We start from the raw sequence: 14,920 nt of genomic DNA, 5'->3' as shown, positions 1-14,920 counted from the left end.
CTGTGATTTGAGACTCAGCAAGTGTAGCTACACTCACTCTCTGACGGTGCAGCAGCACCGGCACGTCACCGCTGCCAGGCGGAGGGAGCCTCAGTGGATCGTATCGATGGTGTCGGGGCCATGCTGTACTACCTGTTCGAGGAACCGCACCGCCGCGCAGTCGTGGCGATGTACGCGTTCGATGCTCAAGGCTCCAGCTCAGTGCCCACGACGCTCGAGGAGCTGTCCACCTATGTGCTGGCGCGCATCGGCGATCAGCCGCTGCTGCATCGCAGACTCGTCCCCACACCGCTGAACCTCGACAACCCCGTGTGGGTGGCCGACACGGAGAAACCCGGGGCTGCGCGGGTCTCAGCGCGAACCGTGCGGGGCGCAGGCACGTGGGAGGACACTCTCGCGACGCTCGCCGGCATCGCGGCGGAACCGGATGCGTGCGCCGTCCCGCTAGAAGTCATCCTGCTCGAAGGCGTGCGTGCCCATCCGCAGCTGCCCGAAGGCGCGATCGTCGTGGCATTGCGCACCGACCACGCCGCGATGGACGGGACAGCTCGCGCCGCCATCGAACGGCAGCTATTCACTGCGGAACCAGCAAGCTGGCCACGGCAAGCGCCCATGGTGAAGCCTGCTGACACGGCCATCCCGTCCCGATTGCTGATCTTCCTCACCGCACTGATGCTGCTGTTCACGCGGATCGTCACGTTCGTGCGGCTGGCGGGCGAGGCGCGGCGGATCGGGAAGGAAACGGAAAAGGCTCCTGAGGAAACGTGGGTGGTGTCAGCGATCGACACCGACCCGGATGAGCCTGCACGCGTCAACGAGTTCTTCACGGTGCCGCTGGCCAAGATCAAGCGGGCACGCGCGGCGGCGCCAGGAGCGACAGTCAACGATGTGGTGGTAGCGGCAGTCGCGACCGCGTTGCGCCATTACCTCGACGAGATTGGCGAACTGCCCGGCGAGCCGCTGCGGTGCTTCGTTCCCATCGCCGTGCCCGCGGCGTCGGGACGGACCGAGGGCAACCACATCACCCGCGGAACGGTTCCGCTGTGGACGTGCATTGAGGACGATGCTGAACGGCTGCGCCGTACGCACGACTCCATCGCCGACGTGAAGACCCGCATCGCGGGTGGCCCGCAAATCGCCGTGGAGCAGGCTGCGCTGACGTTGTTCGCGCCACTCGCCGCACGCGGTCACCGTCGCGACACGGTGGAGGGACGACGGGCGAATGCCGTCGTCACGAACGTGTTCCGCGGAGCAGACCCGCTGTACCTCGGTGACGCCCGCTGTGTGCGCACGCATATCGTGTCGGCGCTGAACAAGGGCGCGCCGCTGTCGCACCAGGTCACCAACCTCGAAGGGCAACTTATGGTTTCCCTGTCTGGAGGGGCGGGGGCGCTGCGCGAGCCCCAGCGATATCGGGAGTTGCTGCAGAAGGCGTTCAGCGACATGGCGGAGCTGGGCGAAAGGCCGCTAGGGCAAATCGCGGGCTGACGGGGTGTCTGCCCCCTAACACAATGTCGTTTCCCGTGTTTAGCAGAGTGCTAAACACCCCTGCTAGATGTGGGCACCATGGTGTTCATCGGCGACGAACGCTTTTTCGAGTTCGTCAACGGCGTCACCGCACGCGAGCGCGAGACGCTGCAAACGCGGCAGGGTGTCGCGGCATCCCACGAACCCGAAATTGAGGGTGTCACCGTAGCTCTCGCACGTGATGTTCAGTGGCCCGCCATGCATCAGGAACGATACGGGGTATACCGAGGCGAGGCGGTTACCGCGGAAGTAGAGCGGCTTCGTTGGGCCGGGCACGTTGGAAATTACGACGTTGAAGCTGGGCGGGAAGACTTTGCCGAGCCCGAACTGGGCGAGGCCGGTCTGGACGAGCAGCGGCGAGCCGACGTACATCGTGTACCCGATGATGGCGGCACGGTTCATCTTCTCCATCTGCTTTTTCGCGGCGGTTGTCGACGCGACGACAGCTTTGAGCCGCTCTTCCGCGCTCTCGACATCGGTGCCGAGCGAGGCGAGCATTCCGCCCACCATGTTGCCGCCGCCGGGATCGTCCTTCGGGCGGATGTTGACGGGCACGAACGCGATCAGAGGCTTCGCTGGGAGCGCGCCGATGCTTTGCATATAGTCGCGCAGACCGCCCCCGCACACGGCGAGGACAACATCGTTCAGAGTGCAACCGGCTGCGTCGGCAATTCTGCGCATCCGGCCGATGTCGTACTGCTGGGTCGCGAAGCGCCGGTTGCGGCCGATCCGCCCGTTGAGGATGCTCCGCGGCGCCTGCAGGATGGTGACGATCGGGTCATCCTTGCGGAACCGGGACCGCGAGAGGCGGCCCAGGCCTTTGCCGATGTCACGCACGGACGTCATGTGACCTGCTACCGCGCTGACGAAGGAACCCTGGTCGGCAGGGGAGTCGGCTTCACGCTCTGCTCTTTTCTTCCGCTTCGGCCGCCTTTCCGCGGGCGGAATCTGGAAGAACAGCGGCTCATCGGGTGCGTCGGGGGAGTCGGAGAACGAGCGCATGAACATCTTCACGGCGGTGTAGCCGTCGACGAGGGAATGATGAACCTTCGCGTACATCATCAAGTTGCCCGATTCGTGGCCCTCGATGATGTAGCACTCCCACGGCGGGCGGCGGAAGTCCAATGGCCGGCTGTGCAGCCGCGAAACGAGCACACCGAGTTCACGCTCGCCACCCGGGCTGGGGAGCGCGGAGCGGCGCACGTGGTACATCGCGTCGAACTCGGGGTCCTCGATCCAGCGGTGCGCGGGATTCTTGAGGAACTTCGGGGTGGCGAGTTTGAGGTTCCACGGCGCCTGCGCAGATGTCATTTCCTCGAGTTCGTCGCGGATCCGTCTGCTCATGTCACCGCTTGTGCCGTCGGTGACTTCGATTTCGACGAGCCCTCCGACGTGCATCATCGAATCGGGGGACTCCATGTACAGGAACATCGCGTCGAGCGGGGACAGCCACTTCGCCATCCCCACAACGTACTCGCTCGGGCAGAACCGGGCCCGAAATTACGGGTATGCGGTGAGGGTTGTGACCATTGTGTCGAGGTAGGCGGGCGACAGATCGGTTTCCCCGGGGGTTGCGTGGGCGAGCTGTGAAATCCCGAGGTAGCTCGTGTAGGCGAGCTGGGCGCGGCGTGCGGCCTCACCGGGCGGAAAGCCGAGTTCTTCGAACTGGCCGGCGAGGTAGCTGAGGCGCCGCCGCGTGACGCGTGCGAGCACGGGCGCAACCAATGGGTGTGCCGCGGTAGCTTGCAGCGCCAGCTCTACGCGGGCCGCCTCGCCGGTGTGCTCCACGACGGCACCCACTATGAGGGCGCGGAGCCGGGGCAGTCCCGCCTGCTCGGCCTCGATCGCGGTGATGGCGTCTTCGGTGCCGGTGCGCTCCCATAGCTCTAGGGCGGCTTCGATGAGTGCGTCACGGCCGGAGAAATGCCAATAGAAACTGCCCTTTGTTGCACCTAGCCGGGCAGCGAGCGGTTCCACCGCCACAGCAGCAAGCCCACCCTCGCTGAGGGCGCGGAGAGCGGCGGCGGTCCAGTCTTCAGCCGACAGGCGCTTTCGCGATGTCATTCCCGTACGGTACCGTATGGTTAGTGACCATACGGTACCGTACGGAGGCGGTTGTATGAAGATTCACAATGTCCACGAGCGCGTCGTCAGTGGCACCCCCGACGACATCGCGCCATTACTAGCAAGCCTTGGTCAGCCAGGCGATGTGCTCTACCCGCCGCAGTGGCAGCCGATGCGCTTGGACGGGCCTGTCGCTATCGGTGCTACGGGAACCCACGGAACGATCAGTGCCTACGAACCGGGGTGTCTCCTGGAGTTCACATTCCCGGGCGGTATGGGTATCACCGGCACGCACACCTTCACGGTTCGCCAGCTCGGGCCGAGCGAGTCGCTTGTGCGTCACGAGGTCGACGCCGACGCCACTGTGGTGGCGTGGCTCGGGTGGCAGGCGGTGATCCGCTCGTCGCACGACGCCGTACTCGAGTGTGTGCTGGATCGTCTTCAGGCTGAGCTTGGTGCGCCTCCGGAACGTCCAGCAGCACCATCGGTGTATGCGCGCGTCCTGCGCCGTATCGAGCGTCCGCGTGCCCGGAAGGTTGAGCCAGCGCGCAGTGCTCTGCTTTCCGGGGCGCTCGACCGCGTCGACTACGCTGATGCGTTTGCGATCGAGCGGCGCCGAAACGTCTCTGATGATCCGCAAGCCTGGGCAGACGCGGTGTTCAACGACCCGCCAGCATGGGTGACGGGCCTAATGGGTCTGCGTGATCGTCTGGTTCAGGTCGCAGGGATTGAACGCAGCACGCCCGAGACGTTCGCGGTCATCGCTCGCGACGATAATGAGGTCGTTCTTGGTTCTGACGCTCGTCATCTGAACTTCCGTGCCTCAATACGGCGCGACGCGGAGAGCACTCTGCTCACCACCACGGTTCAGTTGCACAATCGGCGGGGGCGTGCGTATTTCGCGTTGATCCGTCCGTTCCATGCGCTTGTGGTGCGCGCGATGCTGAATCGGGCTGCGGGCCGGGTAGGGGCAGAGGTTGTGCGCCTCGGATGACACTGTTGTTTGCGTGTTTAGCAGAGTGCTAATGCGGCCTACTCATGTCGAGGCATGTCTCCTTGCGTTGCGAAGTGCCTTACTGAGTGACTTAACTGGGTTTGGCGTGGCGCTAACTGGGGAGCCGCCACCCGCGACCAGAACACGTGAATCGCGGACTCTTGACTCGGGGCGCCGCGACAACTCCGGCGCCACAACCGATACGAAAGGCGCGACATGAGCAGCGACAACTTCTTTTACCGGCTCGAGGGCGGGTTCACGAAGCTCGGCTCCATCGGACTGGTCGCCGACGGTCTCCGGATGGACAACGAATTCGCGGGCACAATCACTGACGGTGCACTCGCGGGAGCGCAGATGACCGGGATTGACTTCTTCCGGATCCGGGCCGACGGTGTTGGCGTCGTCGACGCTCGTGAAATGATCCACTACAAAGACGAGGTGATCGCGGTACACGTCACTGGCTACGTGCTGCCGCCTGCGGACATGGAGTTTCCTTCGCTTGCCGCGCTGACCGCCCCTGACTTCACGTGGCCTGACGCAGCATTCACGATCGAGGCACTCGCGACCTTCGAAACCGCTGCCGCTGAGTTCGGACACCTGAACAGCATGGCTGTCGTCCACACCGGCCGCGCCAACATGGCGACCGGCGAACTGACCGTCGTGGCGCACCGAATCCTGCAGTCGCAGGGCGAGATGATCCGCGTATAGGACCGGGGGCTTCAGACCCTGGAACCGAATTGCCCGCGCAGCTGCGTGCGGTCATCGTTGCCGGTCTTATGCAGGACACTCGCGACGTGCTTCTCCACGGTCTTTGGTGACAGCACAAGACGATCCGCGATTTCGCGGTTCGTCAATCCGGCCAGGACCAGCTGCATGACGTCCATCTCGCGACTGGTGATACCGAGTTTGCGCAACTGGTCGGGCACCGCGGACACGCCTCGCCCGGCACGCGGCACCGGCGCGCCGGAGTTACGCAGCATGATCCGGCATGACGCCGCGAGCGGCTCGTAATGGTGGCTGGCGAACCAGCGGACTGCTGTCTGCAGCATGGCCGCCGGTTCGCCCCACCCATCCGCAAGCGCTGCGGGAGCGATGAGCCAGCTGGTGAGCTGCACCATCCATTCCGCACCCTGATATCCGCGAAGATCCGCCACCGCTGACGTGAACAGCGCCTCAGCCGTGGCTGTGTTTCCGTCGCGGCCGGCTGCCACCGCATCCGCCGCGCGGAGCATGGCGCGATTGAATCGCGTATCCGCTCCCGCCGCCTCGGCAGCCTCTGTCCGCTCGGCACGTCCATCCCCGTCGAGCGTGCAGAGCAAAGCCCACAGTCCCCGGTGCGGGTCGTGTGTGCCCGGGCGCTGGCGCAGCAACTCTGCTGCTTCACTGAGTGCGGTGCGGGCTGCTTCCCGATCTGCCTCGTGCAGGGCCAGCATCGCGTACACGTGGCTCCGAACCCCCGCCGCGACTGCCGGATCACCGGGCGCGGCGGTCTGGATGCGCGCGACAACCTCGGCAACCGCCTGATGATTTCTTTCGTGCGCGTAGGAGCGGGCCAGAATTGTGAGGGCCGGAGCGAGCACTGACAGCTTCAGGCGTTCCGCGAGACCCACAGCTCGCTGGGCCGCGACCCGTCCGTCGGTGATGCTGTTGCGTGAGATCAGCGCCGACGCGAGATGGAAATCGGCAACCGCGGCCAGTGCTGGTGCCCCGGCTTGCACCGCGGCGCGTCTCGCCGCAATGAGCCGATCGGTCGCCATGCGGTCAAGCAGATCGATTGTCCCGAGTTCGTGCAGCGCCCGCGCCCGCCACAAGCTGAGTTCGTGCTGCTCCGCGACCTCGAGTGCCGATTCGAAGATTCGCTCTGCGTCAGCGACATCTCGTAGGCGGACGCATCGTCCGAGTACTTCCAGAGCCTCGCAGCGCACCTCGGGCTGCATTGTTCCTATCGAGCCGAGGGTTTCTCGCGCGAGATGCTCCGCGACCGAGACGTCACCAGCCTCCGCTGCGATCTGCGCGGCAACGACACTTGCTCGTGCCTGCCGAGCGGTATCACCCTCAGCTAGGGCGCTCTGATAGGCGTGGTCAGCGTGCTCCTGCGCCTTGGCGTACAACCCGCTGGTGAGCAGGGCCCGCGCCAGGACAAGTTCGAGGTCGATGCGCCGCCCGGTATCCGAGCCCGACACAACACGTTCCGCGAGCGCGGTTTCAGCCAACGCGATAGCCGCATCAGTGTTGCCGGCAAGCGCATGAACGTCAGCGAGCCTTTCCGACATGAGCAGGCGGTCGGCATACGCTGGATCGAACGTCGACGCGAGTTTGAGTCGAGCGGCAGCAGTTGCAAGTGCACCCCGATCACGCGCTTGTTCGGCCGCCTCGAGCAACGCAGCAGCGGCTCGGCCTGGCAGGTCAGCATGGATCGCAAGCTCTGCCACCACACCGGGGTCATGGATTGTCCCGGCGGCGAGGGCACGTGTCGCTAGCTCAACTCGCTCGGGCGGCAGCATTGACGCCAGGATCGCCTCACGTGTGAGCGCGTGACGGAACCGCACCACGCCGCCCGCGTTCTCGAGAATCATCACCGCAGTAGCGTTGCGCAGGCCTTCCATAATCGTGCGGTCTGCGAGACCTGTTATCGCTGACAACGCCGACCAGTCGAAGTCACGTCCCAGCAGCGCGGCAGCAAAAACGATGGTGCGATCCTCTGACAGGAGGCCAGCGACGCGGCGGGTGACGGATTCGGCGAAAGTTGTCGGAACCTCCGCAGTCAAGGGGCCCGAAACCGCCCATTCGCCGTCAGTGGCGGTGAGTTTTCCCGTGCGGACCAGGCCGGCGAGCAGTTCCTCAACGAAGAAGGGGACGCCATCCGCGTGGGCCCGTACAAAGGCAAGAAGGTCAGCGGACACGGCGTCCTGTCCGAGGCAGGCGAGCGTCATCGCGTCAACCTGACGGGGAGTGAGTGGACGCAGATCCAGCACGGCTGCCGCGCGGCGATCGGCGGCCCGGCGCGCGAATTGTGACGCCGCCGGTGGCTCCGGCCGCATGGTGAGGAGGCAGAGCGCGCCGTGGCTCGCCACGTTGTCTACCAGGTACTCAACGACAGCGAGCGTGTCCTGATCGGCCCAGTGAAGATCTTCCAGCACAAGCATCGCGCCCCGGCCACGGCCGCTGACCTCAAGGAGACGCAGCAGTGCTTCCGCAACAGTGAGCGCCGAGATCTCGGGCGCTTGCTTCGAGGACCAGTGCGGCACGAGATGCGCAAGCGTGGGCAAGATGGGGGTGAGCGCGGCCTCACGTGGCATGCCCGCCTCGCGGAAACCGCTGCTCAGCGCCTCCGCAAAGGGGCGCAGCGGGGTCGCGAAGGAGCCGTCCACCGACCGTCCCGACAAGACCAGTAGCCCGCGCGCCTGTGCGTACGCCTCGGCGTGACGGCGCAGTCGTGATTTCCCGATACCGGGTTCACCGATGAGCACGAAAGCGCCGCCCGCACCGTTGCGCGCAGAATCGATCGCACGTTCAAGACCGGCCGATTCGGTTTCACGCCCAACCAACTCAGGCGACAGCAGCAGTGTCACTGCTTGAGCATGCCGGGCCCGGTGACATTCGTTCAAGACCGCACCCTTAGCTGGGTGACGTGCAGAGCTAAGTGGGGGTGCGGCACCGGGTCGCAGCGCTGGAGTTGCGAGGAACGTTGTGTCCGGACAAACCGCGTCACACTAAACGAGGAGACACCAATGCAACCTGTCGTCGCGGAACCCTTCTCCGCAACCCGTGAGGTCCACGTCATCCCGACGCTGTGGCCAATCCCGAATGTCGGGTACTTGCCTATGAACGCATTCCTGCTCCACGCGGCAGAGCCGGTACTGGTCGACACGGGGGCGGGCCTGCTTTCGCCACAGTTCCTCGACGCCCTCGCGTCAATCATCAGACTCGACGAAATACGTTGGATCTGGCTCACTCATGAAGACCGCGACCACACGGGCAGCCTCAACCGGCTGCTCGAACTCGCCCCGAACGCACGGGTCATCGCGGATTTCTTTGCCATCGGCCGGCTCGGGCCGGAACAGTCGTTTCCGCTGGACCGCCTGCACGTCGTCACGGAAGGCGACCGGATAAGCGTGGGGGATCGCGACCTCACAGCGATACGACCACCGCTATTCGACAGCCCAAGTACGACAGGGATTCTCGACAACAGCTCGGGTGTTCTTTTCAGTTCAGACTGCTTCGGCGCGCCACTGCCAAGCCTCGACGAGGCCGCAGTGACGTCGATAGCGGAGATCGATCCTCTCACGCTGACGCAGGGACAGATGAGTTGGGCGGCAGTGGATAGCCCGTGGGTGACCAGCGTCGACACGAACATTTTCGCCCGCAGCCTGGACAAGATCCGGCGGCTCGAACCCACGGCGATTCTCAGCTCACATCTTCCACCGGCGCATGGGCACACGGAAGCGATGCTCGCGAACCTCGCAGCAGCACCCGATGCACCACCCGCACCAGGTACCACCCAAGCCGAACTTGAGGCTCTGCTCGCCACGCTCGAACCAGCCGACAGTCAGTGACCAGGAGATCAATAGTGAACCCCGAAAAGATCGACCAATTCGCACAGCAGTTACTCACCGCGGTGACGGGCGCGGCGACCACCGCAATGATCGTGGTCGGCGACCGTCTCGGCCTCTATCGCGGGCTCGCCGCAGGACCAGCGACACCCGCTGAACTTGCAGCGCGTACCGGGACCGCCGAACGTTATGTGCGTGAGTGGCTTTCGCAGCAGGCCGCGGCCGGTTTCGTCGAATACCGGCCGCAGACACAAAGATTCGCGCTCAGCGATGAAGTGGCTGCGGTTCTTGCCGACCCAGAGTCACCCGTGTTCATGGCGGGCAGCGCGACGCTCGCACATGGCTGGTTCGCTGGCATCGACCAGCTTGTGACCGCATTCCGCACCGGTGAGGGCATCCCGTGGCACATGCAGCATCCGGCCGTGTTCGAGGGAACCGAGCGGTTCTTCCGAACTGGCTATGCCGCGAGTCTGACGAGTGACTGGATTCCGGCTTTGAGCGGTATCGCCGAAAACCTTGCGGGGGCGGTGATTGCGGACATCGGGTGCGGGCATGGCGCGGCAAGCGTGCTGCTTGCCCAGGCCTTCCCGGAAGCTGAGGTACGCGGCTTCGACTTCCATCCGGAATCTATCGGCGTCGCGCGGAAACGCGCGGCGGAAGCCGGGGTGAGTGACCGAGTGCGGTTCGAAGTCGCTGGGGCGGCGGATTATCCAGCTGACGGGTACACCCTGATATGCCTGCTTGACACGCTGCATGACCTGGGTGACCCAGAGGCGGCTCTAGTACATGCGCGGCGTGTACTCGCACCGAACGGTGCCGTCCTGGTTGTCGAACCACATGCGGAGGATGACTTCGCAGCCAACATTGCGAATCCGATGGCAGCGCTCAGTTACACCGGCTCGACGTTTCAATGTGTGCCAGCTTCGCTCTCGCAGCCGGGCGCGGCAGCTCTCGGCGCGCAGGCCGGGCCGAAAGCGGTGACGCGTCTCGCGGCATCGGCTGGTTTCTCGACGTGTCGTCTCGTGTCACAGACTCCCGTCAACGGAGTATTTGAGCTCCGTCGTTAGTCGGCCGGGGCGGTTGGGGTGTTTCTGCCGCGTGGACAGCGAGGGCTAACGCGCGGTGGGCGTAGCGTCGCCACAGCGGAACAACCGTGGTGCGGAGCAGCCATGCCCGGCGGGGGACAGGACGGAAACCGTACGTCCAGCGCACGGTGCTGTGCCGCCCATTGGGCGTTATCGTCCACTCGCCCCTGATCGACTGGACAGCGTGCCGCAACGTGTTTGTGAATTCGGTGATCTCGTACGCGAAGCTGTGCGGTGGCGTGTATTCGACGAGGCTTTCTCGCGCTGTACCGCCGTCGGTGAATCGGACCACACGGCTGCGCCCAGCCTGATCCCATGCGCCGTTTTGCCCGCTCACGCCGGTGACACCGGGCAACGGCCCCCACGCCTTGAAAATCTGCGGAAGTTCGATCGGTGCGATGACACTGAAGGTGTGATTTGGTGGGGCAGTGCACGGTGATTCCACAGTGACAGGGAGGTGCTCAGTTCGCGTTCTCGTGTGCATGCTTCTCAGAATCCGGCTGATCGTTCGTGCACCGGTAGGAATGTGAGTACCACCCACGAGCGCGGACGTGCGGCGATACTGAACTATGCACAACGACAGCGGTCAGCTCGCTGAGCTGCTCACATCATGGCGGCGCCGGATGACGCCCGAGGACGCCGGACTGCCTGCCGGGAGCAACAGGCGAATTACCGGTCTGCGGCGTTCCGAAGTCTCGGTGCTCGCAAACGTGTCGGTTGACTACATCGATCGGCTCGAACAGGGGCGTGCGACGCATCCGAGCCCGGAAGTTCTCGAGTCGCTTTCGCGTGCACTGCAACTCACTCGTGCTGAACGCAGCCAGCTGTTTCTCGCCGCCGGGCAACTGCCAGAGCCTTCCGGTGTTGTGCCGCGGACTCTCTCGCCGGGCGGTGTGCGCATCCTTAACCGCATGACTGGACTGCCGGCCGCGGTTTTTGATGCGGCGTGGACCTATGTGACCGGAAATCTCGCATGGCGGTGTCTGTTTGGTGACTTCTCGGCGGTACGTCCTCCCCATTCGAATCTTGTGTGGCTGCACTTCCATGGACTCCTCGGTGATGTGATCGAACTCAGCGGGCCGGAACGCGAGCATTTTGAGCAGGCACTTGTCTCGGACCTGAGAGCTGCCCAGACCCGGTATCCGAATGATGCTGCGGTGAAGAGCCTCATCGCCGAACTCAAGCTGGCGAGCGACACATTTGACTCTTGGTGGCGCGCAGGAGTGGCCGTCGAGCATCTGGCCGAAACAAAGACACTGCGTCACCCGGAGGCGGGTGTTATCCGGCTGGACTGCGACATTCTTGTCCTGCCGGGAAACGACTTGCGAATGGTCGTTTACACTGCCGCGCCCGGCACTGAGGACGCAAACAAACTTGATTTCGTTCTCACTCTCGGTCAGGCGCACCATAACAGCCGTTCGTAACGATGCATTCATCGCACGTTGTGGGGCCGGAACTGGATGCTGACCCGCGGCCCGACCGGGCGTGAGGTCTTGGGGACGCAATGCTCCCACGTCCGCTGGCATGAACCGCCCATGACGAGGAGGTCACCGTGGCCGACCGAGAATCGCAGCGACTGCCCGCCGCCGCGCGGCCTGAGCATGAGGGGCCGCGCGTCGCCCAGCGACAGGATCGCCACCATGGTGTCTTCGGTGCTGCTGCGGCCGATGCGGTCCCCGTGCCAGGCGACGCTGTCGGAACCGTCGCGGTAGTAGCACATTCCGGCAGTGACGAACGGTTCGCCGAGTTCGCGCGCGTAGTAGCGGTCCAGTGCCTCACGGATCCGCGTCAGCAGCGGATTCGGCAGCGGTACGCCCTCTTCGTAGAAGTACACGAGCCGGGGTACGTTGACGACACGCTCGTACATTCGGCGCCGCTCAACCCGCCACGGTACGTGCGCGACGAGATCGTCGAATAGAACTTCCGAGCCGGTGATCCAGTTCGGGCATCTATCAACCCAGGCGCCGTCGGTTAGCGCGGTGCGCTGGATACCTGCGAGATCGCCGATAGAGGGTTCGGCGGTGCATACGTCGAAGAGCGATGCCTGATGCGATGGGAACACATGTTCGATTGTATAGGAGGGGTCTGACAGGGGTATGTATCCAGGGAAGATCGCCTTTGGTGTGGTGGCGAACGCAGTAGCGGGTGTAATGTGACTCGCGCGACCACGGCAGTCAGCTTTCAAGCGCCTGGGACGCACGGGGGTAAGTGACACACGGTGTTTCGGCATCGTGGTGGATTCGCTGGATTCGGGGGGAACAATGTGGAATAAGGTTGGCGCGTCTGCGTCACGCCATTGGCGCAGAACACTCGCGCTCTCGCTTGCGACGCTCGCGTGCCTGGGGGTGACCGCGCACATGGCGGGCCCGAATGAGGCCGCCGCGCGGCCGGCGTATCCCGTGGCCGACCCGGACCCGTTCTACCGGGCTCCGGAGGATTTGGATAGATACAGTCCGGGCGACGTCGTGCGCTTCCGGCCGACCGACGCATCGATTTACGCCGGTGCCTCGGGGTGGAATATCGCGTTCCGCTCGACGAATTCACACGGTGAGCCGATACTTGCCGTCACTACACTGCTCCTGCCACCTGGAGCGCGCGCAGGTATACCCGTACTTTCCTACCAGCCGATTGTCAATGCGCTCGGCGCGCGGTGCGCGCCATCACGAGCCCTGTTCAACCTGGAGCAAGCCGAAGCGCCGGGCTACCTGCTGCCCCTTGATCGGGGATGGGCCCTGAACCTCCCCGATCACACGGGTCAGCACGGGGCCTACGGTGCTGGTCCGCTGGCGGGCATGATCACGCTGGACAGTATTCGTGCGCTGCGTCAACTGCCGGAACTTGGCCTCACCGACAGCCGCGTGGGGCTTGCCGGTTACAGCGGCGGCGGCATGGCGACCGCGTGGGCAGCCGCCATGGCTGGCGAGTATGCGCCCGACCTCGACATCGCCGGTGCGGTGCAGGGTGGTGTGCCAGCTGACCTTGAAGCGATGGCCGAGATCATCGGCCAGCAACACCATCCCGGATTCGGCCTCGCGTTTGCCGCCGCAATTGGTCTCGAACGCGAATACCCCGACCGCTTCGAGATGGAAAAAGAGCTGAACCACCACGGCCTCTGGCTGCGTGACTTCCTCAGCAACGAATGCCGGCGCAGCATTCTGTTCCATGGCGCGTTTCGCAGTGCCAACGACCTGACGAATTCGCCCGACTGGTTTCACAGCGAAGCGGCCAGGTCTGTCATGCGGGAGAACAGCCTCGTTCACTTCGATGGGATTCCGACAATGCCTGTGCATATGTGGCACGGGCGGCTCGACCCACTCACCCCGTACGAACCCGTCGCGCAGGTTGCCCGGCGCTACTGTGACGCTGGCGCTACGTTGCACTTCGTCACACACGAAGTGGCGGAGCACATGATTCCCGCAGCCGCGGGATTCGTTGAGGCGCTCGACTACCTCGACGCACGGTTCCGGGGTGTTCCGGCACCGACTAGTTGCAGGTGACCGGGGTGTTCCTAAACCCTCGCAGAGGGTTTAGCACTTTGCTAAACGGTCGGCGAGGTGGACAGACAGCAGGGCTGGGGTGCGGCTCCTACGTCACGCACTGAATGATCTCCTCGACAAACCGCCGGAGATCCCCCAGGTCGGTAAGGCGGCGCAGCACAATCTCGTCGTCCACCTCGACATACTCGTGTACCAGCACGTTCCGAAAGCCAACCGCCATCCTCATCGCTCGCGCGGTGGGTTCCGCGAGCACCCCATGCGTGTGTAGCAGTCGCATTACATCGCCATTGTCCGCGGGCGGGCCCCAGCCTTCTGATGCGCAAATGTGCTGGCCTGCATCGACACACGCCTCGATTGCGGTAATGAACGTGTACTTGATGCCTCGTAGCCACAGGGCGTCGCTGCGTCTGTGTGAATCGGCAGCGGCTTCAGCCTGAAGCACGGAAATGTCGTCAGTTACTGAGCGCAACAGCCGAAGAATACGTTTCTCATCGACCATCGAGCACTCCCTGCGCGAAGTCGCGGTGGGCGCGTTCGATTCGCGGAAGTTCGTCGAAGTAGATCTTCCGAGTAGTCGCCACCCAGTGAACCCGGTCCTCGGGCGAGTCCTCGAAGAGGACTTTGCCGTCCACGGCGATCCGGCCACGCAGTTCGAGAGGGGCGGTGTTCACAACGACGAGGTCCACCCGGGGCGGTACCAGGACGTCGAACGCTTGCGGCGGGTCATGATCCCACCATGCCGCGACGTCGTAATCGGAATCCGGCCGATCATCGCCACGCGCGCGACTTCCGAAGATCAGAGCGAAGCGCGCGCCCGCTTCGCGCAGCGCTTCGACGGTCTGGTTGAGTAGCGAAGCCTCACTCACGATTCAAGAATCTCACAGTCCGGATGAAGTTTACGGCCTGCCATAGATGGAGAATTACTGCGTCGGTCGCATCGGACATCGGCTCAAGGGCGTCCGCATTCTCCGCAGATCAACAAGGTCGACGTTGTCGGTCCCAAGTGCGCAAGTGGCTTCACTCAGCATCCCAAGGTGATCGACGGTGGTGCGAGCGAGATATCCTAAGTCCCAGTCAGATCCGGCGTGCGCGTCGCCGCGTGCGCGTGATCCATAAAGCATCAGAAGGTCGACAGACGGGTGTGAGCGGCCAATATGAGCCAGCCGCTCGGCTGCCAGCTCAACGTCCATGAGGAAACTG

General features: G+C 64.1%; 15 protein-coding genes. 7 read left to right on the top strand and 8 right to left on the bottom strand.

The features are described from left to right. Positions 1-93 precede the first annotated feature (93 nt). Positions 94-1,488, top strand: a complete 1,395-nt coding sequence (locus ONR57_RS13095) for a wax ester/triacylglycerol synthase domain-containing protein (protein WP_265123949.1) — start codon at positions 94-96, stop codon at positions 1,486-1,488. A 63-nt stretch (positions 1,489-1,551) separates the two neighbouring features. Here ONR57_RS13095 and ONR57_RS13090 read toward each other — a convergent pair whose 3' ends face one another. Together ONR57_RS13090 and ONR57_RS13085 are read right to left on the bottom strand one after the other, a co-directional pair. Then, positions 1,552-2,988, bottom strand: coding sequence for a wax ester/triacylglycerol synthase family O-acyltransferase (locus tag ONR57_RS13090; protein WP_265123948.1), 1,437 nt, complete (start codon positions 2,986-2,988; stop codon positions 1,552-1,554). A gap of 39 nt (positions 2,989-3,027) precedes the next feature. After that, the gene (locus ONR57_RS13085) at positions 3,028-3,591 is read right to left on the bottom strand and encodes a TetR/AcrR family transcriptional regulator (protein ID WP_265123947.1); all 564 of its coding nucleotides are present in this window, start codon (positions 3,589-3,591) and stop codon (positions 3,028-3,030) included. Between the two features lie 55 nt (positions 3,592-3,646). Between ONR57_RS13085 and ONR57_RS13080 the strand changes: the two genes are divergently transcribed. Further along, entirely contained in the window at positions 3,647-4,585 is a 939-nt protein-coding gene (locus ONR57_RS13080) for a DUF2867 domain-containing protein (protein WP_265123946.1), read from the top strand. A gap of 216 nt (positions 4,586-4,801) precedes the next feature. Further along, positions 4,802-5,293, top strand: coding sequence for a DUF3237 domain-containing protein (locus ONR57_RS13075; RefSeq protein WP_265123945.1), 492 nt, complete (start codon positions 4,802-4,804; stop codon positions 5,291-5,293). An 11-nt stretch (positions 5,294-5,304) separates the two neighbouring features. Here ONR57_RS13075 and ONR57_RS13070 read toward each other — a convergent pair whose 3' ends face one another. Further along, positions 5,305-8,157 carry an AAA family ATPase gene (locus ONR57_RS13070; protein WP_265123944.1) on the bottom strand — a complete coding sequence of 951 codons (2,853 nt, stop codon included), beginning with the start codon at positions 8,155-8,157 and terminating at the stop codon, positions 5,305-5,307. Between the two features lie 159 nt (positions 8,158-8,316). Here ONR57_RS13070 and ONR57_RS13065 point away from each other — a divergent pair, with 159 nt between their 5' ends. Together ONR57_RS13065 and ONR57_RS23340 are read left to right on the top strand one after the other, a co-directional pair. Further along, on the top strand, positions 8,317-9,141 hold the full coding sequence (locus ONR57_RS13065; RefSeq protein WP_265123943.1) for an MBL fold metallo-hydrolase: 825 nt from the start codon (positions 8,317-8,319) through the stop codon (positions 9,139-9,141). 14 nt (positions 9,142-9,155) lie between these two features. Then, positions 9,156-10,205: a class I SAM-dependent methyltransferase gene (locus ONR57_RS23340; protein ID WP_265123942.1), complete on the top strand. Its 1,050-nt coding sequence runs from the start codon at positions 9,156-9,158 to the stop codon at positions 10,203-10,205. On the opposite strand, the gene ONR57_RS13055 is transcribed toward ONR57_RS23340, so the two are convergent. Further along, positions 10,177-10,707, bottom strand: coding sequence for an SRPBCC family protein (locus ONR57_RS13055; RefSeq protein WP_265123941.1), 531 nt, complete (start codon positions 10,705-10,707; stop codon positions 10,177-10,179). The genes ONR57_RS23340 and ONR57_RS13055 overlap by 29 nt on opposite strands. Before the next feature lie 85 nt (positions 10,708-10,792). Here ONR57_RS13055 and ONR57_RS13050 point away from each other — a divergent pair, with 85 nt between their 5' ends. After that, positions 10,793-11,647, top strand: a complete 855-nt coding sequence (locus tag ONR57_RS13050) for a helix-turn-helix transcriptional regulator (protein WP_265123940.1) — start codon at positions 10,793-10,795, stop codon at positions 11,645-11,647. Between the two features lie 8 nt (positions 11,648-11,655). Here ONR57_RS13050 and ONR57_RS13045 read toward each other — a convergent pair whose 3' ends face one another. Beyond that, entirely contained in the window at positions 11,656-12,285 is a 630-nt protein-coding gene (locus ONR57_RS13045; RefSeq protein WP_265123939.1) for an alpha-ketoglutarate-dependent dioxygenase AlkB, read from the bottom strand. Positions 12,286-12,580: 295 nt separating this feature from the next. On the opposite strand from ONR57_RS13045, the gene ONR57_RS13040 reads away from it, so the two are divergent. Next, positions 12,581-13,720, top strand: a complete 1,140-nt coding sequence (locus ONR57_RS13040; protein WP_265124127.1) for a lipase family protein — start codon at positions 12,581-12,583, stop codon at positions 13,718-13,720. 88 nt (positions 13,721-13,808) lie between these two features. Here the strand turns inward: ONR57_RS13040 and ONR57_RS13035 are convergent, their stop codons facing one another. The 3 genes from ONR57_RS13035 to ONR57_RS13025 are packed head-to-tail and all read right to left on the bottom strand — an operon-like array spanning position 13,809 to position 14,910. Further along, entirely contained in the window at positions 13,809-14,219 is a 411-nt protein-coding gene (locus ONR57_RS13035; protein WP_265123938.1) for a DUF86 domain-containing protein, read from the bottom strand. Further along, positions 14,209-14,586 (bottom strand): nucleotidyltransferase domain-containing protein, encoded by a 378-nt coding sequence (locus tag ONR57_RS13030; protein ID WP_265123937.1) that lies wholly within the window; start codon positions 14,584-14,586, stop codon positions 14,209-14,211. The genes ONR57_RS13035 and ONR57_RS13030 overlap by 11 nt, the downstream gene beginning before the upstream one ends. A 54-nt stretch (positions 14,587-14,640) precedes the next feature. Next, positions 14,641-14,910: a nucleotidyltransferase domain-containing protein gene (locus ONR57_RS13025; protein ID WP_265123936.1), complete on the bottom strand. Its 270-nt coding sequence runs from the start codon at positions 14,908-14,910 to the stop codon at positions 14,641-14,643. Positions 14,911-14,920 lie beyond the last annotated feature (10 nt).

The organism is Hoyosella sp. YIM 151337, from assembly GCF_026041215.1.
Lineage (GTDB): Bacteria > Actinomycetota > Actinomycetes > Mycobacteriales > Mycobacteriaceae > Hoyosella.
The sequence above is the reverse complement of the archived record's forward strand: the minus strand, read 5'-3'. Positions and strand labels throughout refer to the sequence as shown.